Raw genomic sequence first — 20,788 nt, 5'->3', positions numbered from 1 at the left:
TATAGACTAAATTAATTTAATTACTATATAAAAGTTATATATATGACCTTCGAGACTTGCACAATAGCTAAAATTACACAAAGTCACTTTTTAGTTTTAGTCCTTGAATCTTAATTCCATCACGGAGTTTCACCCTATTAAATCCATTGGATGATAATGCAGAGTAAAAATCAGTAGTGGACCTTACATAGTCACCAATCCTTAGGCAGTAGGCCCTATATTCTTGATAGACTTCTCCAGACTTTTCTTCATAGGATGAATCAATCTCACAGCACTCATTTAAGAAATGCTTGAACCAGTTATTTGATTCTTTATATTCATTGATGGCATCTGCTACTTTTTTAGGTAAGCTGAATTTAAAATCTTCATCAATAGCCTTTTTAGCACCCTCGATTAACCACTTGAGAACTGCTCCCCCAGCCTTATCTACTAAATAATCAGTGTAGTTTTTAATATCACTACTGCCCTCTATCTTTGCCTCAAATGGAATTACAATGAGTCTTCTCCAGGTTCCTTCATCTAAGGCACCCACCTTTGGTAGGTGGTTAGTATATAGGACAAGGGTATGAGAAGGTATGAACTTGAATGGATCTCGATATTTTTTCTCTGCTACAATCTCATCTGTAGAACAAAGCTGTTTAACATTTGAAGTATTTAACCTTAATCCTTCTTGAAGTTCAGCTGCAATTAAAAGCCTTTTACCTCTTGTTTCAGCAAGTTCTGGCTTGGCATTTCTCTTAGAATTAACTGTAAGAATATCTGCCGAGATTGACCCACTATATAGGTTTAGCACTCTTGAGATAGTATTCCAAAATGTGGACTTTCCATTTCTTCCATCACCATAAGCTATAATGAGAGCCTCAATATAGACCTTTCCGATTAAAGATATCCCTGCTACTTTCTGAACGTATTCTATAAGTTCACTGTCTTTTACAAAAAATGTATTCAAGGCATCAATCCATATATCTATATTTTCATCACTTGGATCTACAGATGTTTCTTTGGTTAGATAGTCTTCTGCCTTATGGTCTCTACACTCTCCAGTTTTTAAGTCAACTGTATAAGAAGGAGTATTTAATAAGAACTCATCCGTATCAAGTTCTCTTTGGTCTATTTCTAACATTGGTTTCGATTCCTTTAAAGTTGCATGAATGGCTCTAGTGTCACCTCGTTTTACAGCATATTTCTTATATGCCTCTAAAGAAATAAGTTTATAGTATAGAGATTTCTGATTGTCATTAAAAGATGCCAAGGCTTTCTTCTCACTCATAGAAGAGATTGTTTCTCTAACACCAGATTTCTTTATATCTTCTTCCATTTTTACAAACCCGTTGTCTATTTCTTCTAGTTGCTTTAGAACCAATTCTTGAGAACATCCTTGTGCTTTTAATTCAGATTCCTCCCAATAGGAATCGTTGTAAACAAGAAAACCTGTAGAAGGAGAAAAACGAATCCTGTCTTGGTATTCTCTAACAAAAACTTCCGCTTGACCTATGTCTGAAAATTCAGAGGGTCTCAAATTTATGCCTTCAGTATATTCTTCAGGTGGTACATAATCTTCACTTGCTGCTACTTTTTTATAAAACTTACAAGCTGACTTCCATATTTGTTCTAACTCCTCATCTTCTAGTGGTGGAGAACAAAGGCTGGCTTTTTTATCGAATAATTCCCTCGCCTCATCTGTCTTTCCATATCGAATTAAAACCCTACCAGCAAAATGGTTCATGGTTGAATTTCTAGAGCCTTGCTGAATCAAGTCTTGAGAGTTATCGAAATCTTCAAAGTCATCTTTTAGGATTTCTGTTACATATTTTTTCCCCCTAACTATTTCAACAGCAGGATTCTTAACTCCAAAGAAAAACCTCGCTCCATCTAAGGCATTTCCATCAAAGAAAGTATAAATCTGTGCCAAACTTGCTTTTATTCCTACATATTCGGCTAAATTTGTAATCTTAGGAATTGGAAAATAAATATGCATTCTTGGTCTTGCAGCTTTTCCATTTTTTTCTTTTCTATGGTTTCTGCTATAAACAATGGCAAACTTAACTCCGTCAAATATTCTCTTTAAATCATTAGCTGAAATCCAATCATCTGGATTTTCTGAATGGTCGTTATCTATATCCATGGGAATACATTCTGACTCTATAAAATTATCATTGGACCTGTAGGAGTTTTTATACTTAGCCATTACATGGTCAAAACTCGCGGCTTTCTCAAATGACCTAACATCTACTGCATTAACCTCATTTGGATAAACACAGTTTGACTCCACTCCTATTAAATTTGAGATGTATATTTTCAATTAGGCTACCTCCTTTATATATCGAATCTTCATTTTTCTCTTCTCAGCAACCTTTATTTCTTCTGCCATTCCAGGACTTATGTTGTCACCAAAGACCCAGACTTCTTCACATTTTCCAAGAAGGACATAATTAAAATGCATAGCAAGTCTTCTCTCACTTTCATCACTCATAAACTGAGGAAATAAAAGATGTGGTGCTAAGGGAATATTTCCTTTATCTAAGGCATATCGAGAATACTTCTGTGCCATGATGACATTATTTTCAACATCTCCAGAAAATGGACTGCAGATATATACCAAGGGATAGTATCTCTTCTCTGCATTTTTAATTGCTTGATAAGGAGTGAGATCCTTGCACCCACTCCTGTTGTATAGTTCTTTATTCATTAGGCTGCCTCCTTAATTTCAATTAAAGGAACATAGCCTTCGGATTTTAAAAGATTGTAAATAAACAGTCTGCCTTTTTGAGTCCAGTAAGTGTGAATTTTTGTACCAACCTCTCCATTTCCTTTATTGAATGAATAAGTTTTTGTACAAGTATATCCTTCTTCAGCATAATCTTGATATAAAAGCCATATATTGCCTTGCTTGAACTGAACCCCCAACTCATGAAGTTTCTTATTCATTTTTCTGGCAGACCAACCATAGTCTTTGGAAATTACTGTTATTGCTACAGCCTCTTTACAGGATAAGACAATATCGTAATAGGACGCCTTTGGTTTCATCTCTAAATTCTGTTGCTTTAGAATTAGCTTTTCTTGTCTTTCTCTTTTTAATTCTTCAAGTACTAAGATGAATAGATCTGGGTTGTCTAAAAGTTCATCTGTAGCATACATCCCATGTCTTCTAATACTTGGCAAAACTTCGCTTGTAACCCATCTTTTAAATTTTTTTGCTTGAGGTAATTTGCTAGATAGAATTAGGCTATATAGACCAGATTCATTTATAACAGCTGTTTTAGTTTGACCTTTAGGCACATTCCCATTTTGGGAATCTGCTAAGTCTAACATTATAAATTGTTTATCCTCTGTCTCAACATGATTTATAACTGCTTTGCTTGAGTTACTGTAACCAAGATTTTCAGCTATATCTTTTCCAACAAACCATGGCTCTCCATTCATTACCATTGTTCTTATATCTTTAAATTCGCTATTTCTAAAAATTTCTATGTTCATAAAGACCTCCTTAGTCTTTCTTATAAAATTCACTTTCAAATCCATCTGCATCTAAGATAAGTCCAGATGCCCAACCTGGAACTATGGACATAATTTGATTTACTTCCTCGATACTAGATGAATCGCTTTCTATAACAACCTCGTCATGAATATGCATGACGATATTAAATCCTTTTTTCTCAAGTCTCATCATAGCCTCAGCTAAAATATCTCTTGCGATGGCTTGAACTATATTTTCTACAAATTTACCGCCGTAGGATTCTATCTTGTCCCACTTATTACCTACTACGATTCCTTCATAGACTACTGACTCTCCACCAAATCGATTCATCCCGATTTTTGCTTTTGGATAAGCAAGTCTTCTTTTTGAAGGCAGTTCTATAAAGAGAATCCCCTTTTCATAGCTAATAACTAGGTTCTTATATTCTTCTTTACTTCTAGTCTTTACAACTCTTTTTACGACAGAATCTATATCCCACCACAAGCTTACGATGTTAGGATTAGCCTCTCTCCAAGAATCGACTATTGATTGAAGTTCATCTTCAGATAAACCCATCTCAATTCCACCCATTGCCTTAAGAGCACCTAAGGCCCCTTGATAACCACAAGCTAAAGTCGCTATCTTTCCTTTTTGTCTAAGGTGACCGTTTATTCCGTGCTTTTCAACTGGCACTCCAAACATCCTCGATGCCGTTCTACAATAGATATCTTCTCCATTTTCAAAGGCATCCAGCACCCATTGTTCTTCTGCAATCCATGCAAGGACACGAGCCTCAATTGCTGAAAAATCTGAAATAATAAATCTGGTGCCTTCTTTTGGTATGAAGGCTGTCCTTATTAATTGGGATAAAATATCAGACGGTGATTCATATAGAAATTCCATAGTTTCATAATCTCTATTTTTTACAAGACTTCTAGCTAGGTCTAAATCTTTTAGATTGTTTCTTCTTAAGTTTTGAACTTGAATAAGCCTTCCTGAATACCTTCCAGTTCTATTTGCACCATAAAATTGGATCAGGCCCCTTGCTCGATTTTCTTTTCCTTTTACATTTTTCATAGCATCATATTTTCTAACTGAAGACTTAGATAGTTCTTGTCGAAGTTCCAAGACTTCTTTAATATCTCCTTCGGCATTTTTAATAGCAGACTCTACATCTTTTTTAGCTAAGGAATCTATCTCTAAGCCTTTTTTATTAAGCCATTCTTTTAGCTGTAAGGGAGAATTTGGATTCTCAAGACCAGTTAATTCTATGGCTCTATCCATATTTTCTTCTCGTAAGATTTCATCAAATTTAATAGCCGAATCAACTAAAATTTCATCTATTAAAATTCCTCTGTCATTTATGTTTTGGTCTACCCAGTAGTTTTCCCATTCTGATTGAGGCATAGGAAATACTGATAGTTTTTTCTTTATTTCCATTTCTGTTTCCACATCTCTTTGGTTATATTCCTTAAAAATATACCATTTCCCCAAATCGTGATGTGGTAAATTTCTTGTCCTCATACCATTGGTCTTAGTTGGTTTACATGGAATAGAAAAATATCTTATAAGAGCCTTGCCTTCATTCATCTTTTGCTTGTCGAGTTTTAAAACCTCTCCTACTTTTTCAAGCGATAAAGGTAGACCAAGATAAGCTGACCAAATCATAGTACAGTACCAACCTTGAGGTTTTAATCTCTCTTCAAGAAATCTTGACAGACACACCCTTTCAAAGTTTGCATTAAAAGCCCACTTTTCTATACTTTCATCACTAAGTGCTGATAATATTTCTTCAGGAATAATCTCTCCACTTGCCAAATCTATTACCTTAACTTCTCCATCATCAATAGAATAGGCAAAGAGGAGGATTTCAAAATCCTCACTCTCGGCATATTTGTATACACCACTTTTGCCTAAATCAACTGAAGAATAGGTCTCAAGATCTATTGATATCTTTTTCATTTATATTTAATTTCGTCCAATGATTGGATGCATTTATCAACAGTTCTTTGCGTTTCATCCAATCGTTTCTCTATATCTCTATAAATTTCCCTGATTCTCTTTTGTGTTTCATTAATTTGAGCCTGAACATAGCCTAACTTATACCAGTAGTAAGACCATAATCCCATCAAAATAGCTAAAATTGTTTCTTTCATATAAAATCCTCCTATGCTAAGAAATCTTCTTCATCTTCGTCCATAGCATCAAAGTCATCTGATGCATTAGATCTATTTCCTAAAGGTTGACCATCTCTTAGTTTTTGAATATTTCCTAGGCCAACGGCCACGCCTTTATTGCCATTTACATTGTAGGCATAGAAGTTAAGTGATACTCTTGCATATACTCCTGAGTAAACTTCACTTCTATCAAGAATTGGTTCTACATTTCTGTCCACAATTTGAGGTGCTGTCATAGAGTTGGCATTTAAGAAGTATGCATCAGCATAAGCCTCATCATCTTTCTCTGTGTCGCCATCTCTTAATGGAAGTTTGATAGCTTTCTTATTAGGTTTCTTTCCATTGAATTTAGAAAGTCCTTCATCAATAGCAGCATCTACTGCTTTTTCAATCTTCTCGATTGTCTTTTGGTCGCTCTTTGGGATAATGACAGATACTGAGTACCTTTCTTTACCACCATTGATTGACTTTGGTTCCCACACATTTGCATAAGATAATCTAACTTCACCTGTAATTACTTTTGTTTTATTCATATTTGACATATTATTTACCTCCGAATTCTTCTTTAACATTGTCAATTTTTACTTCTTCTCGCTTGTCATCAATGCTTACTAAGGTTAACTTTCCTTTTGGTTTTTCTAATAAGTCTACGATATTTTCATCAAAGACTTTCTTACCTAATAACTTAGTCATAGCTGTGATGCCAAGTAACTTTTCTTCAAAGGGATTGAATCCCAGTTCTTTTACTTTGTTTATAACTTCATCTTCATCTCGGTATTTCCTATTAGACCTACCTTCGACAAGTTTTAGGTCTTTCCACTTATGACCTTTCATCGCTCTTTCCAAAGCATAGGTCTTTATATCTTTGACCCATTGTTCCAGTTCGTCTAGTTTTGGTAAAATCTCTTCAATTTCTTCGTCAGATAGTTCTGGGGGTAGGGTAAATTCATCTTGTGCTAGTTTTAGATTCTCTTCTGCTCTTTTTCTGCATTTATTTTTAGCTTTGCAGAAGATACACCATTCTCCACATGAGAATTCTCCCTCGCCTCTATATGCTTTCTCAGCAATCTCTCGTACAGACTCTCCCCACTTATATAGTTCTATCTTTTTAATTTCATAAGTTGAGATATTGCATCTTCTTGGTTGATAAATGTGAAGAATAACTTTCTCGATATCATAAATTCCGTCAAAGAGAGTCAGAGCACCAAGTCCATATAACATGAGTTGTGAATTCTCTTTAGCATCTACTAAAACTCCCTGACCATACTTTAAGTCAATTACATGAAGGTCTTTTCCTCCAACAACTACACAGTCCGCTGTTCCAAATGACTCTTTAACATAGTCTGATAGGTCAAGTCTTTCTTCTACAAACACAGCTGGGCTATGATACTTACTTACAATCTCCATTACATAGGATGCATAGCCTTCAGTTAACTCTTCCATTTCTTCGTTGTAGTAATCTAAGTCTTCAGTAGGATTTTGAGTATCTAAACCTAACAAAGATTTGATTTTAAATTCTGCGAGTGAGTGGGCACACGTGCCTTCAAGTGCATAAGGGCTTACTTCATCCTCATATTTTTCGCATAATCGTACTGACTTTTGGCAATTCAACCACCTACTTGATGAAGACGCCGATAATATTGCGTGATCAGCCATCAGAGTTTCTCCACATCTGCTACCAAGTCTTTATAGTTACCTGGATCAATCTCAGATAGTTTTTTAGCCCCATACTTTTCTAATAGTTCTCTTATCTTAGCCGTATGGCCTAATCTTGATTTATCAGCTAGTATCTTTCTAACATCTTCAATCTCGTATATCTTTTCTTCTTGTTTTACCTTTTCTTCTTTAGGCAGTCCCTCATCACTTTCTAGTGCTGTGAGAAGGACACCTATACTAGATGCAAGATTCTCTGCATCTTCTTTGATTTCCATCAGTAGCTTTATTCTTGACATCTTTTTCTCCTTTCTCTGGTTGCATTAATTCCTTAGCTATCTTCTTGGCAACAATTGAGATGGCTATTAAACTTTCTGCCATCTGTTGGTTTTTTACTAAGTCCACTTTGTTCCTCCTTTCATACTCCTTGGGACATACATTAAATTTTTGAGTAAGATTTCTTCTCTCATATTCCTTAGGACAATCATTTCGATTTTGAGTAAGATTTTGAAAAGAAATCTTTCCCTCATATTCTTTAGGACATCTAATTAGTTTTTGAGTAATTATTTTTCCATGGTCTTAATTTTTCTTGAATCTTTGGTAAATGCTTGTTTTTGATGTTATTAACAGTTTTTTGAGATATTCCAACTACTTCTGCAACTTCTCTTTCTTTCATTTCGTAGAGGAAAATAAGCTTAAGGACGCTTTTATCTCTTTCAGAAAATTCACTAATGACTTCTAAGAATGCTTCTTCAAGAAGTTTGTACGTCACTATGTCCTCTATGTTTTGAACGCTAGTTACTTCAAAGTCGTATTCTTCTTCAGCAACATCAAGAGATAAGGGAAGACCATATTCTTTTGTTTCGACAAAGCCTGTTTCTAAGCTTCTTGCTTGGACGTAGTTTCCATTTTTCTCAGTCGCTGTTTTAATTCTTTCTTTATCCTGTAGCTCTTCTAAATTTTTGTAGGCTCTTTGGATTCTCTTTTTTTCTCTCCAAATCGGTTTCATATATGCCTTGTATACTTCTTCACTTACTTGGATTTCTTTGCCATTGATTTCTAAATATCTTTTCTTTGCCATATTTTTTCTCCCGCTTGACTTTGCTAATTCTCAGGGGAAACAAATATGACCTTAGGCTTATTGACACATAAAAATGCGCATTAGAAATAAACGTAGAGATCAAAAGCTTTAATAATCTAAAATTGATTAATCATGCTTTATTTGAAATCCCCTACGTCCTAATGCGCATCTCAGACTTGAGAATATATTATTGTTTTACTTCACATCAAAATTTTTGTTTTCGAGAAACTTGAGTTCGAGAAAACGAATTTTTTTGTGATATAATATAGATAAAGAAGTATCTTTATCTACTTCAATTATAGTAGTAGTCGATTTTATTAATGGTCAGAATAGGTCGGAAAAGTTCGGAGACTTAACCGACCACAGAAAGGAGGATTTTAATGAGTCGAACTGATTTTTCTAGATTTATAAAATGCATTCGCCCTCTTCAACAAAATAAAGAGCGAATCGAATATTTTACTAACAGAATTATTGAAATATATACGCCTTATGTAGATGAAGATAAAAATGCCGATATAAAACGTTCCGATTCTACAATTAAAAAATATGCATATGGTTCAGATGAAATTTCTAAAGAAGTGGCCTTAGAAATTCTTAGATATAAAGACGAAGATAGCTTAAAGGAATTTATAGATGACGCAGAGGATTCTGAACAATCTGCAATGTTAAATCTCTTCTCATCAGAATTCCCTGACGAAGATTGGAATCTCCACAACATAGGAATTAAAGCTTCAAAATTATTAACAAAAATACTCGTTGAAGTTTCAACAAAAGACAATAAAAAAAGCACCCCATCTGCCAATGTCGATGATTTTGTAAAAAAACCATACATTGAAAATGGGATGCTTGTAATAGGAGATTCCAAACTACCTTTACCAATTGCTAAGACACCTAACAATATTATTTCAGAAGATGAGCTAAAGCTAAAATACCTTTATGCATTGATTGATGCGTATAATGATGCTGAAGATTCAAAAATTGATCTCTCCAATATTAATACATTAAAAAAGAAGTATAGGGAAAACTTCCAAGAACAGAGAGTAAATTTTTATGAAGCAGACTGTTTAAAAACCTTTTCAAGAGATACTCTAAAGTCTAATACTAATGAATTTAAAAAATTATTGGATGAAACCTATGATGGTGTTATTAACACTAGCAGAAAAAACTATCAAAATGGATATAATCGTTTACTTGCGGTATTAGAACAAGCATCACTTATAACTCTTAGTGGTTCTCAGCTTTTTACTATTCCTGGAATGGTCAATAATAAAAGAAAATTAGGTTTTTGCCATATGCTAGTAAATGAGAATAGACTCCTATGGATTGATGAAGAGGATTAAAAAATGACTACTGTATTAAACTCAATACAAGAAATCTCAATAAGGATCTTAATTCAACTTTTTATTCTTGATGGGGAAGAAAAAAATTCAGACTATATTTCATCTATGGATTATTTAAGTCTGTATTCAAAAACATTTAATATTGGTAAGTATGACTTACATGGTCAAAAACCATATAGGCTCGGAGAACTATCATCTCGTTTAAATTTGGGAAAAGATTCTTTAAAATACTTAGTTGCAATGGGGTTATGTTCTGTTAGATGTACAAATAATGGATTTGTATATAGCATAAACGAATCAGGTAAGAAAGTTGTAGAAAATCTAAATTCTGCTTATGTTAGCAAATATATTAATCTTGCAATAGATGCTCAAGAATATTTTAAAAACAATAATGACGTTGAAGTTATAAAATACATCAATGGTATTTCTAGAACGGAGAGGAGGTAAATCAATATGACAAATTCTTTTTATATAAAGTCTATTAAAAGTGTCAATAAAAATAATGAAGAGTCAAAAATAGATTTAATTGATGGATTTAACTTAATACACGGTCCTTCTAATACTGGAAAAACATTAGTTATTAAGTGTATAGACTATTTACTCGGAGCTAATAATATAGATGGTCTTGACAGTCAAGATTACGTAGAAATGGTTATTGATTGTAAACCTGGTCAACTTACGCTAAAAAGAAATATTGAACATAAAAAGTCAAAAGTAAATATTTCAAGCACTGTCCCAAATATAGACAGTGGAGAATATAGTGTTTCTCCATCAGCAAAAGATAAGCTATCGGATGTTTTTCTTAAACTATTAGGGATAGATGCGTTACCAATAAAAATCATAAAAAATGAAGACTTTAAAACGCAAACTCTCTCTCTTAGAACATTTTTACATATGTTCTTGCTGAAGGAATCTGAAATACTTCGTGAGGAATCCATTTTAGTGCCTAAGTCAGTCACTACTAATACACCTTTTCGTTCTTCTTTACTTTTTTTACTCACCGGTGAAAATCAAGATACATTGGAAAAAGAAGAATCACCAGATATGGTAAAGTTAAAAAATCAAGCGGTGCGATTATATGTGAGCAAAAAAATTTCAGATATTTCAAAACAAGAATTAGAGATATCTGAAAGCATTAAAGGTATCACCAAAGATATGGCCGAACAGAATTTAAAAGAAGCTTTAAAAAAAGTTAACTATAACAATTCTGAATTATCTAAACTCACAAACGCAAATGAATTGCTTGTCCAAGAAAATAGCTCATTAACAAGAAAAAAAGAAGAAAACAGTGTAAGTATAAAAAATTTCAAAGATTTAATAGAGCAATACCGAATCGATGAAAATAGACTTTCTTTGATTCTTCAAGGTCAGCCTTCTATTCAAGAATATAAAAGTGAAACTCACTGTCCTTTTTGTGATTCAAAAATTAATATGAATGAAAATATAGAAAACTTTAAAGATATCTTGTTGGAGTTTGAAAATATACAAATAAAGTCTAAAGATTTAAATGAAACATTAGAATTTTTACATCAAAAAGATTTAGAACTAAATAAGAGAATTAATTATAATAAATTAGAAATTGAAAAAAATAGTAAACATATTAATGAAATTTTAAAACCTTCAATAAAAAATTTAGAGGAAACAATAAGAGACTATAGAGCCTTCTTTTGTTTATTGGCGGAAAAAGAATCACTTTCTAATATAGCCTCTAACTGTAATGACGATTTAGTTGAATTCGACGATGATAATATTGATGACAAAAAATATAAGCCTTTAGATAGATATCCTGGAAATTTCTTTTATACAATGAGTCAGATTATAAAAAATCTATTAGAAAAATGTTCCTTTCCGAATTTGAATACAGCTAGATTTGATAAAACATCTTTTGATGTAGTAATTAATGGAGAATCTAAAGCTAGTCAAGGTAAGGGTTATCGTGCATACCTTAATTCAATTGTTGCTTTATCCTTACTGGAATATATGCAAAAAAATGCCATGTATTCTATTCCTCTTTTTATTGTTGATACTCCTTTGCTAGGTTTAGATGAAATAATAGAAGAAAAAGATACCAACTCTAAAAATGTTGGAGATATGAGAACATCTTTTTATAAATACCTAATTAAAACTGGAAAACAAAGACAGGTAATTGTGATAGATAATAATAAAGATTTACCTGAAATAGATTTTGATGAACCAAATATCAACACTATTGAGTTTACAAAATCAGAAACTAATGGAAGATATGGATTTCTCAAAGGAATCCGTGATTAGGAGGTATGTTTTGAAACTTGTATTAAGTTATAACAAACTTTGGAAATTGTTAATTGATAAAAATATGAGCAAAAGTGAATTAAGAGAACTTGCTGGTATTAGTTCGTCAACTTTAAACAAGCTCTCTAAAAGAGAAAATGTCAACACAAGCTCTCTACTTAAAATTTGCGAAGCAATAAATGTAAAATTAGAAGATATTGTAGAAACTGTAAATAATTAAAACCGAATGAGGTGACTGAATATGAATAAAACTGATCTAATTATAAATGAAGCAAAAACTAGTATTTCAGATATGGTAAATCATCTATTTGATGTTTTAGAGGTTTCAGAACCAGCATCTGTAGAAGCAGCAGTAAATCTGTCTAAAATCATTTCTAAATTATCTCCTTTAGTAGGAAATTTAATTGAATTTAATATTGTAGATTATCTTAACGAGCAAGAATTTTATAAAAATATGGGAAAATGGCAAAGACAAGATCCTGGTTTTCCAGATGCTGTTTTCATTGGCGAAAGCGTATCTCCAATACCAGGAATTGAAGTTAAGGCCTGGTTCCCTTTAGCAACAGAAATAACTGCCAGATTTAAAAATAGTCAAACTGCATTTACAGATGATAACATATACGTAGCTATGATTGCTTGGCTCCCTGAATATTTAATATATGGAAAACCTAAGATTATTGATACAGTAATAATAAGTGCGGCTGATATAGCAAAGTCTAGGGATGATCATTACAATAATCCTCCTCACTACATTGTAATCGAGCCTGGTGACACTTCATTACGTACTGTAAACTTACAACAGACCAATACTAATGGCTATGTTTTTCAAGGTTCAGCTGAAGAATTAAAAAAAGCAGAGGAAACTGTATTAAATTGGGGCATTGAAAATCCTAAACAATATAGACCAACCACTGATTATTCGAATCTATTAATATCGCTCCAACAAAAATATGATTATAGATTGGATACTAACTATGCAAAACTTAATAGAATAAAAAACCATAATATTGATGATTTTAAAAACAAGGTATATGATACATATTTTCATGGAATGAAAATATGTGATTGGAAAAAACTGCTGTCATCAAAGAATGATAATAAATTAATTGAAGAATTTATTAAAAATGGCATCATTGCCAATAATCAAGATGAAGAAATAGTGAAGTAGGGGTAGACCTAGAAACGTTCTATCCCTACTTTATAATACATTGGGTCTATTTCAGCCCCATATGCTATTCTATTAAGATTTGTTGCCGCTAATGAAGCTGAAAATAACCCCCCAAAAGGTTCCCATATAACATCTTTAAATTCTGATGATGCCTCAATTAGTAACTGCATGATATCAAGAGGTTTTTGATTTAAATGCGCACTTTTACTACCACTTGGTATTTTTATTCTTTCAGTACCATTTAGAGGAGGACGATCCCATACATTTGTATAACCGTGAGGACAATTAAATTTTGCTCGCATTTTTTCCCATTCAAATTTTGATATTGGTTTTTCTCCGTTAGTTGAATAATATGGCTTATTATCTGGGTTTCCGTATTTATTAGCGTACTCTACTAATTTTTCAAATCTTTCCACTGGTGGAAAGTACCATAAATGACCTTGATTAAAGTATTTTCTAGTAGCGGCATCTTTTACGCCGCATGCTTTATTCGCTTCTTTTAAGGGTAGCCCTGTTCTTTCCCATTCACTTAGTAGCCACTGTTGAATAGATTGATTATTTATTTTAGTTTCAAAAACATACTGGACGCACATTTCAGTAACTACAGGAAATCTTCTAATTTTTTTTGTATTTATATTGCCAGCTATATGACCTTTACCTTTGTTCCATATATTCGCGTTAATATATCTCCATCCATATTTTTCTAATACTGGGTGAACAGATGCCCATCCTATCTCACTGTTAAAAAACCATAGTGTTGTTTGATTTGTAGCCCTTTTGGACCAGGCTTTTATATGAGGCTCATACCATTCAGGTAATTGAAGATGGTCTGAAGTGTCCCCATCGAATCCAAGTAACCCATATGCACCATCAGATATAATCACAGTAGGCGGCTCCCACATGTCATAAAAATCCAATGAGTTACCTAAAAATAGGTTTGCACCATTTTTTCTTTTTTCTGTTACATTTTCATCTATTTTTATATTCAATTGTTTTTTTCTGCCTACTGTACTAGGGCATTCTATTTTCATTCACTGGTCCTCCTTGTTTTTTTAAATAAAAAATTATATTAAATTAGTCATCTTCGTGCTCTATAATATCTCCAATATCACAGCAAAAATACGTGCAAATATCATCTAATATTTTCATGTTTACGTTCTTGTTTTTCCCCATTTTAGCAATCGTTGACGGTGTCGTATTTATAGCTATCTGTAAATCTTTTTTTCTCATATTTTTGTCTATCAATAACTTCCATAATTTATCATATTTAAAACTCATAATCTCCCCCAAATACTACACTTATTTATATTTTAATTATAGATAATTGTAGTTTAAGAGTCAAGCAAACAAATATAATTAGTTCATACGCAATAAGACTATCTTATATACATATCGTCTACACACCTCTATATTTTTAATTATAGATATGTTTCCACAAAGGTAATTTCAAAAAATGATGGCTTTTAGAATTTAATTGAAAACCCTAAAACCCATTGATTTCAATAGTCTTATAACCTCTTATCTTATTTTCTTGACATCAATACTACACTCTCGACATTATCTTTATTGTCCAAACCAAAGTCAATCTCATTATCTATAAGCGGAAGCTTGAAAACAACCGATTTTATCCAAGTGTCCTTTTCTGTTTTTTCGTCATAAATTTGAATTTCTTCTATCATTTCGTTAAGTAATCTCTTCTTGTCGATATCTGAAAGAACTGTATAAAGGCTATTAAAATTTACAAGAATCTTATAAATATTATCCGAGGTTATTTTTTCTTCAAGAATTGCCTCTTTCCTTTTTCTGCTATCATTTAACTGCATTTCTGCATATTCTAACTGGTCATATATAGCATCAAGTCTAAGATTTAAATCGGTGTATTTTCTATCATAATGTTTATCTTCAAAATTTAAAGAATCTATTTGATTAATTAGTGATGCTTTTGTACCTGTTAATTGCCTAATCTTCGCTAAGTGCTTATTAATAACTTCATCAATTTCTTTTGTGTCTATTTGAATATTGATTTTTTCTTCAATTTTTTTGGCAAAAGTAGGATTACTAACTACTTGAGTAATTATTGTTTCAACTTCTTTTTCAATTAATTCAGCTCTAATTTGTTTATTAAAAGTACATTTATGTCCATTCATCATTTGTCTATGTTTACAACCGTAATAGTAATAATCTTTGTAATGCTCTCCTTCTTTGTTTTTATTACGTTTACGGCTTTTGTTTCCATACAAACCAGCACCACAATATGGGCATTTTATTAGATTTGATAAGATATGAACTCTCTCATCTTTTCCTCTATTTATCTTCTCATACTTTTTAGCTTGAGATTTTCTTTTTTCCTGTACTGTATTCCACAACTCATCATCAATTAAAGCTTCATGATTTCCTTGAGCTATAATATAATGATCAGATTTTTCTAATTTAATTTTACCAGTAGTTTTATCTTTAATTGTTTTTCTTCTTCCATATGCAATTTTCCCATTATATACAGGATTATCCAATATTTGTCTTATTAAACTAGCTGAAAAATATGGATTCTTGCCATTTTGTCTTATAGGTTTATTAATACCTAAAGAAACTAAATACTTAGATACTCCATTGGCTCCCATATCTGAATTAGCATATAAATCAAAAATCATCCTTACTGCTTTAGCTTCATCTTCATTAACAACTAATTCTCCATTATCTAATGAATAGCCAATTGGAGCAAAACCACCATTCCATTTTCCTTCTCTTGCCTTTTGTTTCCTTCCTTCCATAGTTTGAGAAAGTATATTTTCACGTTCCATTTCTGCTACTGCCGATAGAATTGTTATAACAAGCTTTCCAGAATCTTTAGAACTATCTAAACTATCATCAACACAAATCAGATTTACATTATGATTTTCCATGACTTGCAATGACTGCAATACATCCGCTGCATTTCTTCCAAATCTAGATAATTTAAAAACCATTACATAATCAACTTTATCTTTTTCAGCTTCTATATCATTAAGCATAGCTATGAATTCATTTCTACCTGAAATAGATGTTCCTGATTTTCCAGCATCTTTATAGGTTTCTATTATTTCTATACCATAAGCTTTTGCATACTGTTTTATTCTTTCTTCCTGAGCATCAAGTGAGTAACCGTCAATTTGCATAGATGTTGACACTCTTGTATATACATACGCCTTTTTATTTTTCATTTTTCCACCTTTAGTTTGGACATATTTTCACGTTATAGTTATACCTATATTTTACATAAATCATAATATAAAAGTCAATACAATAACCTAATCCGATGAATTAATATTATCCTCATTTTTATTTTTTTCTGAACATCTTGGCGGTACTTCCAATTTTTCAAAATCTAACTGATCTGCATACTTTTCTATTAATTCTTGTAAGAGACGTGCCAACCCATCTAATTCATAAGAACAATCTTTTACGCTATTTTTATTATACAAGGTAAATTGCCTCCTAATTTTGATTTCACCTTGTATATGTCAGAAAAAAGTATTGATTCGTGTTTTTCTCCACACAGACTTTTTTATTGAAAATCTTTTAATGCATATATTCAATAGTTAATTGAAGAAAGGAGTAAAAAATGAAAAAAGATAGGAAAATTCCACTATTAAACGAGTTTTATTGCCGCGGAAGGATTGTAGGAAAAGGAGGTTTTAAGGAAAGAAATCCATACTTAACAATCTTTATTAATGGGAAAAGAGAGCCAAATTATATGAAAGTATACTTTGAATCTATAGATATTCATGATTTTAAAATGAATCAAACTGTTTATATTACAGGTTTTGTGAAAAGCCCTGTCATTCCCTATTTATATGAAGGTAGAAAAGAACAGTATTTTCTTGGTGAAAAAATAGTCTTAGAGAACACTTTGTTATCAGAAGCCTTTGAAATAGAAAATATAGGTTTTTCTTTTAAAAACCCATTTTCACGAGTTTTTCTTAGCGGTTCTATCTTAAGCATCAAAGAGTTCAATAATTGGATTACGATTCAAGTGCGAGACTATAGAGAGCAAGTAATTACACTTCAATACTCTAAAAACATGCGTGTAAATGATGTTTCGCTCGAAATAAATGACTTTGTTTTCGTATCGGCAATACTAGTCTCTGCAAGGAAAAATTATGATGAAATTACAGTTGACTATGAGGATTTAATAGTGGATGATTTAGCTGTGAATTAAAAAATAAAAGCTTGAGGTTAGACAATCTCAAGCTTTTATTTTTACTAGATTTAATTATAATTTTTTAGTCACTCTCTTTGGATCTCATACACAAAGCTATGCCAGTTATTAAAGAATTTTTCATTAAACAAATGGGACAACTTTATGAAGTTTTTAAAGCCTATACTCTCTAAATCAAGCTCTATATCAAAACTTCCATAAACTTCTGCATAGCATCTTATGGTTACTATCATATCGCTTAAAAAGTACTGAAGTGACTCACCTTCTCTTTCTAGTAAAATATCTCTGACGCCATCTACACAATAATAGTGTCCTCCAACATCTAGCCACACTTCTTCACTTAAAATAGATTTTTCTACCGACATAATATTCATGACTACACTTTTAAAAACCTTATCCAACAATTCTTCTTTTTCTAATATCATAATAATTTCCTTTCCTAATATATATAGTTACTTCTTACAGTCTTTATATGTCAGAATTAATATCCAATAACAAACTTGTCGTCATTGAAAATTCTTCCTATTATTATAAGAGATTGCTACTTATCTTTTACACTAACTAAAGAGAGTAATACTTTCTTTAAATTCTACTACTTACACCAATCGAATATCTATCCTTTTTCACAATACATATCACTTCTATCCTCATTTAATGAGGTCATGAAATTGACTTTTTATACTATAAACTAAATTTTCAACTTTCTCTTTTTTATTTTTAGAATAATAAAGATACGGCTCCTTGCATAACAGTCTTTTTATATATCCTAAAATGCGCCCTTTGTTTTTATCTTTTAAAAAAACTTCACTAACAATTTCTAACAAATCATCTGAATCAAAAAGTATTTGATAACCTAATTGCCTTTCTTGAATTAGGATATCGCTAATCATTAAGCTTCCCCACTCTTTTCCTCTTCGATCCTTTTCCCTATATTTTTTAACGGCTTTCACAAGAAGGTCTCTACACATTAATTTTTGCTTTTCATATGGCTTAAAAAGATTTTTTTCTAAATATAAGAATAATTTTTGACGAAACACTTCTTCATTTAAATTAAAAAGATTTGTTTCTTCAAAAAAATCTTTAAACTTATCTGTTTTTTTTATTGTATGCTCATATCTATAAATACTCCCATTTAGTATCTCTCCATTTTCATCAACGATGACGATTTCTTTATTTTTATGCTTCTTTTTTGTTTCTTTTAATTTATCATAAAATGTAATTTTATGTCGTTGATTTTGTGCTGTTATTGTTTTGGATTCATAGCCGTCTTTCTCTTTATGGTTTTCAATATCTATGCAAATTTTCATATACGGGATAAATCTAACCAGAGTACGTAATGGGTCTTCAAAATCTTTAGTATTACCTGTCGTTAAATAATTGTAGTTAATTTCACAATAGTTAAAAATGACATTTGATATGTCTATCTCAATTTTATAATCTTCGTATAATATATTTTTAATTTCCACAACCACATCTTTTAATTCTTCTAAAGAAAAATTTTCTATATTTTGTCCTAGAATGTCCGTTGGCGAAAAATCTATTCTTGCATATAAGCCACAATCTATGTTGCAACAATTCTCTCTTCTTATCTCCAATCGCCCAATTCCTCCCCTTTCAATTCGAATGGATTTCAGTTCTTTTCTATAATAACTAAATTTCGTTATTCCATATGAGTTCTGATATAAGCTTATTAAGTGATTAATCTCATACTCGGTAACTCTTACATTCTTAAATTTCACTCTATCAAAGCCAATGCGTTGAAATTTCTCATATCTTACTAAGATGTTTTTTTCTATTTTCATAATTCCCCCATATAAAAGAAAGTTTTTAATCTATCTCTTATATGTCAGAAAATTTAATATTTTTATTTTCTACACAGGATTTCCAATAAATAAAATCTGTTTATACGGTCCATTTATGGACGTATAAACAGATTTAGGGTATTTACCAAGGATAAGTTTTTAAACTCTTTTGTTATTAAGAACCTTTTCTGACAAATTATAAATAGAAGATTGATGGTATGGAGAAAATAAAAAAGATAAGTGATCAAAAATGAGGAAACAAAGAGAGGAAGTCGCAAAATATGAAGTAAGAAAAAAATAAAAAAGATTTATAGAGCAAAAATTTTAAGTATGTAAAAAAATGTATAGTGTAGGAATTCACTTACAAAAGCATTAAATAGCAAGCCAAGCTATCAATCTAAAAATGTGTACTTTAGAGCAAGCCAAGCTCTTTAAAAAATGTGTTTTGTCTTAGATTGGACAACTTAGAAGCTTCTACGGACTCGGTAGTATAAAAAGCTTAGTCTTAACAATTAGAGTAACAAATAAGGCTCTAGAATCGTTTTTAAGAGCTTTAATTTTAAAAAGATAGTTATATATTTGAAAGGAGCATTCTATGTCTTTTAATATCACAAACAAAGCTTTTAACAAAGAATTTGGAATAATAGATGAAGAAAAGAAAAAAACTAAAAAATGGGATAAAAGAAAGCAAAAAAACATTTTAAAAAATCAGATTTATGATAGATTAACAAGAATGTTAAATGATGGTATGAGTACATCAAGAAATGACGATAAAAATGATTTATCAACTACAACAATAAATAAAATTTATAGCGTTACAACTTATAAGACATACAAAAAACAATGTTATAAATTTGCAGAATTTTTGAAAGAAAATTATCCTGAAATAAAGAAAATGCAACAAGTTAAAACAGAACACGTAAATGAATATCTGAAAAACTTAACAAATCAAGACTTATCTGCTTACTCAATTAGCACATCTAAATCAGCTATAGCAAAGGTTTTAAGAACATCATCTACAAACTTTATAGCGACAGCTCCAAGGACAAGAAAATCAATTAAAAGAAGTCGATATGAAGCTAAAAGAGATAAACACATATCAGAAGAGCTAGAAAGAAAATTTTCTAAAATAACAAGCTCTACAGGATTAAGAAAAAAAGAAATGGAAGCTGTAAGAGGGGTTGATTTAAAAGAAATCAACGGAAAATATTATGTAAAAGTTAGACAAGGAAAAGGTGGAAAAAAACGCTTAGCTTTAATCATGGGCAAAGATAAAGAAGAAACAGATGAAATAATAAATATTTTTAAAGAAGCTGGAGAGCTTAAAATAGCACCAAAATTACCTTCTCATTATGACAACCACCACTACAGAGCAGTATACGCCAAGAGAATTTATAATCATTATGCAAGACCAATAGATGAAATACCTGGTGGTTTAATTTCAGAAGGAGGAGAAAGATACATCATGAGAAATGATAGAGCTGGAGAAATATTAGATCGAAAAGCTATGTTAATAACCAGCAAATACTTAGGACATAATCGTATTGATGTAATCGCTCAATCTTATCTGTACTAAAATAAATAGATGTAGATATAAAATCTAGGTTTGGAGAAATTGATTTAAAGCTAGTTATTTTCTTATGA

Annotated in this window: 23 protein-coding genes; 7 read left to right on the top strand and 16 right to left on the bottom strand. The window is 31.5% G+C overall.

What is annotated here, in order from left to right; genetic code table 11:
• Window positions 1–73: 73 nt before the first annotated feature.
• The 10 genes from HMPREF9225_RS02180 to HMPREF9225_RS02140 form a co-directional block, all read right to left on the bottom strand.
• Window positions 74–2,302, bottom strand: coding sequence for a phage/plasmid primase, P4 family (locus HMPREF9225_RS02180; RefSeq protein WP_008901291.1), 2,229 nt, complete (start codon window positions 2,300–2,302; stop codon window positions 74–76).
• Window positions 2,303–2,689: a DUF7768 domain-containing protein gene (locus tag HMPREF9225_RS02175; RefSeq protein ID WP_008901290.1), complete on the bottom strand. Its 387-nt coding sequence runs from the start codon at window positions 2,687–2,689 to the stop codon at window positions 2,303–2,305. It abuts the gene before it with no gap.
• Entirely contained in the window at window positions 2,689–3,477 is a 789-nt protein-coding gene (locus tag HMPREF9225_RS02170) for a phage antirepressor (RefSeq protein WP_040551269.1), read from the bottom strand. The genes HMPREF9225_RS02175 and HMPREF9225_RS02170 overlap by 1 nt, the downstream gene beginning before the upstream one ends.
• 10 nt (window positions 3,478–3,487) lie before the next feature.
• The gene (locus tag HMPREF9225_RS02165; protein WP_008901288.1) at window positions 3,488–5,419 is read right to left on the bottom strand and encodes a DNA polymerase; all 1,932 of its coding nucleotides are present in this window, start codon (window positions 5,417–5,419) and stop codon (window positions 3,488–3,490) included.
• Window positions 5,416–5,613 (bottom strand): hypothetical protein, encoded by a 198-nt coding sequence (locus HMPREF9225_RS02160; RefSeq protein ID WP_008901287.1) that lies wholly within the window; start codon window positions 5,611–5,613, stop codon window positions 5,416–5,418. Before HMPREF9225_RS02160 ends, HMPREF9225_RS02165 begins: the two co-directional genes overlap by 4 nt.
• A gap of 11 nt (window positions 5,614–5,624) precedes the next feature.
• Window positions 5,625–6,176: a DUF2815 family protein gene (locus HMPREF9225_RS02155; RefSeq protein ID WP_141553729.1), complete on the bottom strand. Its 552-nt coding sequence runs from the start codon at window positions 6,174–6,176 to the stop codon at window positions 5,625–5,627.
• A 1-nt stretch (window position 6,177) separates the two neighbouring features.
• Window positions 6,178–7,290: a DUF2800 domain-containing protein gene (locus HMPREF9225_RS02150; RefSeq protein ID WP_008901285.1), complete on the bottom strand. Its 1,113-nt coding sequence runs from the start codon at window positions 7,288–7,290 to the stop codon at window positions 6,178–6,180.
• The gene (locus tag HMPREF9225_RS02145) at window positions 7,290–7,586 is read right to left on the bottom strand and encodes a hypothetical protein (RefSeq protein ID WP_008901284.1); all 297 of its coding nucleotides are present in this window, start codon (window positions 7,584–7,586) and stop codon (window positions 7,290–7,292) included. The genes HMPREF9225_RS02150 and HMPREF9225_RS02145 overlap by 1 nt, the downstream gene beginning before the upstream one ends.
• Window positions 7,528–7,692, bottom strand: a complete 165-nt coding sequence (locus HMPREF9225_RS10295) for a hypothetical protein (RefSeq protein ID WP_169304145.1) — start codon at window positions 7,690–7,692, stop codon at window positions 7,528–7,530. The genes HMPREF9225_RS02145 and HMPREF9225_RS10295 overlap by 59 nt, the downstream gene beginning before the upstream one ends.
• A gap of 139 nt (window positions 7,693–7,831) precedes the next feature.
• The gene (locus HMPREF9225_RS02140) at window positions 7,832–8,368 is read right to left on the bottom strand and encodes a sigma-70 family RNA polymerase sigma factor (protein ID WP_008901282.1); all 537 of its coding nucleotides are present in this window, start codon (window positions 8,366–8,368) and stop codon (window positions 7,832–7,834) included.
• Between the two features lie 380 nt (window positions 8,369–8,748).
• Between HMPREF9225_RS02140 and HMPREF9225_RS02135 the strand changes: the two genes are divergently transcribed.
• From HMPREF9225_RS02135 to HMPREF9225_RS02115, 5 genes are read left to right on the top strand one after another with little or no spacing between them, the layout of a single operon-like run.
• Complete coding sequence (locus tag HMPREF9225_RS02135) at window positions 8,749–9,708, top strand: ABC-three component system protein (RefSeq protein WP_008901281.1); 960 nt, start codon at window positions 8,749–8,751, stop codon at window positions 9,706–9,708.
• A 3-nt stretch (window positions 9,709–9,711) separates the two neighbouring features.
• Window positions 9,712–10,155 (top strand): ABC-three component system middle component 2, encoded by a 444-nt coding sequence (locus HMPREF9225_RS02130; protein WP_008901280.1) that lies wholly within the window; start codon window positions 9,712–9,714, stop codon window positions 10,153–10,155.
• A 6-nt stretch (window positions 10,156–10,161) separates the two neighbouring features.
• The gene (locus HMPREF9225_RS02125) at window positions 10,162–11,979 is read left to right on the top strand and encodes an AAA family ATPase (RefSeq protein WP_008901279.1); all 1,818 of its coding nucleotides are present in this window, start codon (window positions 10,162–10,164) and stop codon (window positions 11,977–11,979) included.
• A gap of 10 nt (window positions 11,980–11,989) precedes the next feature.
• A complete protein-coding gene (locus tag HMPREF9225_RS10450) occupies window positions 11,990–12,199 on the top strand; it encodes a helix-turn-helix domain-containing protein (protein WP_040551267.1) in 210 nt (69 codons plus the stop codon).
• 21 nt (window positions 12,200–12,220) lie between these two features.
• A complete protein-coding gene (locus HMPREF9225_RS02115) occupies window positions 12,221–13,147 on the top strand; it encodes a hypothetical protein (RefSeq protein ID WP_008901277.1) in 927 nt (308 codons plus the stop codon).
• An 8-nt stretch (window positions 13,148–13,155) separates the two neighbouring features.
• Here the strand turns inward: HMPREF9225_RS02115 and HMPREF9225_RS02110 are convergent, their stop codons facing one another.
• The 4 genes from HMPREF9225_RS02110 to HMPREF9225_RS02095 form a co-directional block, all read right to left on the bottom strand.
• Window positions 13,156–14,178, bottom strand: coding sequence for a DNA methyltransferase (locus HMPREF9225_RS02110; RefSeq protein WP_008901276.1), 1,023 nt, complete (start codon window positions 14,176–14,178; stop codon window positions 13,156–13,158).
• A 43-nt stretch (window positions 14,179–14,221) separates the two neighbouring features.
• The gene (locus tag HMPREF9225_RS02105; protein ID WP_008901275.1) at window positions 14,222–14,425 is read right to left on the bottom strand and encodes a helix-turn-helix domain-containing protein; all 204 of its coding nucleotides are present in this window, start codon (window positions 14,423–14,425) and stop codon (window positions 14,222–14,224) included.
• Between the two features lie 245 nt (window positions 14,426–14,670).
• Window positions 14,671–16,344: a recombinase family protein gene (locus tag HMPREF9225_RS02100; RefSeq protein WP_008901274.1), complete on the bottom strand. Its 1,674-nt coding sequence runs from the start codon at window positions 16,342–16,344 to the stop codon at window positions 14,671–14,673.
• A gap of 87 nt (window positions 16,345–16,431) precedes the next feature.
• Complete coding sequence (locus tag HMPREF9225_RS02095) at window positions 16,432–16,605, bottom strand: hypothetical protein (protein WP_000282420.1); 174 nt, start codon at window positions 16,603–16,605, stop codon at window positions 16,432–16,434.
• Window positions 16,606–16,745: 140 nt separating this feature from the next.
• On the opposite strand from HMPREF9225_RS02095, the gene HMPREF9225_RS02090 reads away from it, so the two are divergent.
• A complete protein-coding gene (locus HMPREF9225_RS02090; RefSeq protein WP_000711069.1) occupies window positions 16,746–17,342 on the top strand; it encodes a hypothetical protein in 597 nt (198 codons plus the stop codon).
• Between the two features lie 68 nt (window positions 17,343–17,410).
• Here the strand turns inward: HMPREF9225_RS02090 and HMPREF9225_RS02085 are convergent, their stop codons facing one another.
• Together HMPREF9225_RS02085 and HMPREF9225_RS02080 are read right to left on the bottom strand one after the other, a co-directional pair.
• Window positions 17,411–17,767 carry a hypothetical protein gene (locus HMPREF9225_RS02085; RefSeq protein WP_000599722.1) on the bottom strand — a complete coding sequence of 119 codons (357 nt, stop codon included), beginning with the start codon at window positions 17,765–17,767 and terminating at the stop codon, window positions 17,411–17,413.
• Window positions 17,768–17,989: 222 nt separating this feature from the next.
• Window positions 17,990–19,144, bottom strand: a complete 1,155-nt coding sequence (locus HMPREF9225_RS02080; protein WP_000687657.1) for a hypothetical protein — start codon at window positions 19,142–19,144, stop codon at window positions 17,990–17,992.
• Window positions 19,145–19,739: 595 nt separating this feature from the next.
• On the opposite strand from HMPREF9225_RS02080, the gene HMPREF9225_RS02075 reads away from it, so the two are divergent.
• Window positions 19,740–20,720 (top strand): site-specific integrase, encoded by a 981-nt coding sequence (locus tag HMPREF9225_RS02075; RefSeq protein ID WP_000009490.1) that lies wholly within the window; start codon window positions 19,740–19,742, stop codon window positions 20,718–20,720.
• The last annotated feature ends 68 nt before the right edge of the window (window positions 20,721–20,788 follow it).

Origin of the sequence: Peptoniphilus duerdenii ATCC BAA-1640 (assembly GCF_000146345.1) — a bacterium.
GTDB lineage: Bacteria > Bacillota > Clostridia > Tissierellales > Peptoniphilaceae > Peptoniphilus_B > Peptoniphilus_B duerdenii.
Note: the sequence above shows the minus strand (reverse complement) of the source record. Positions and strands in the feature narration are given on the sequence as shown.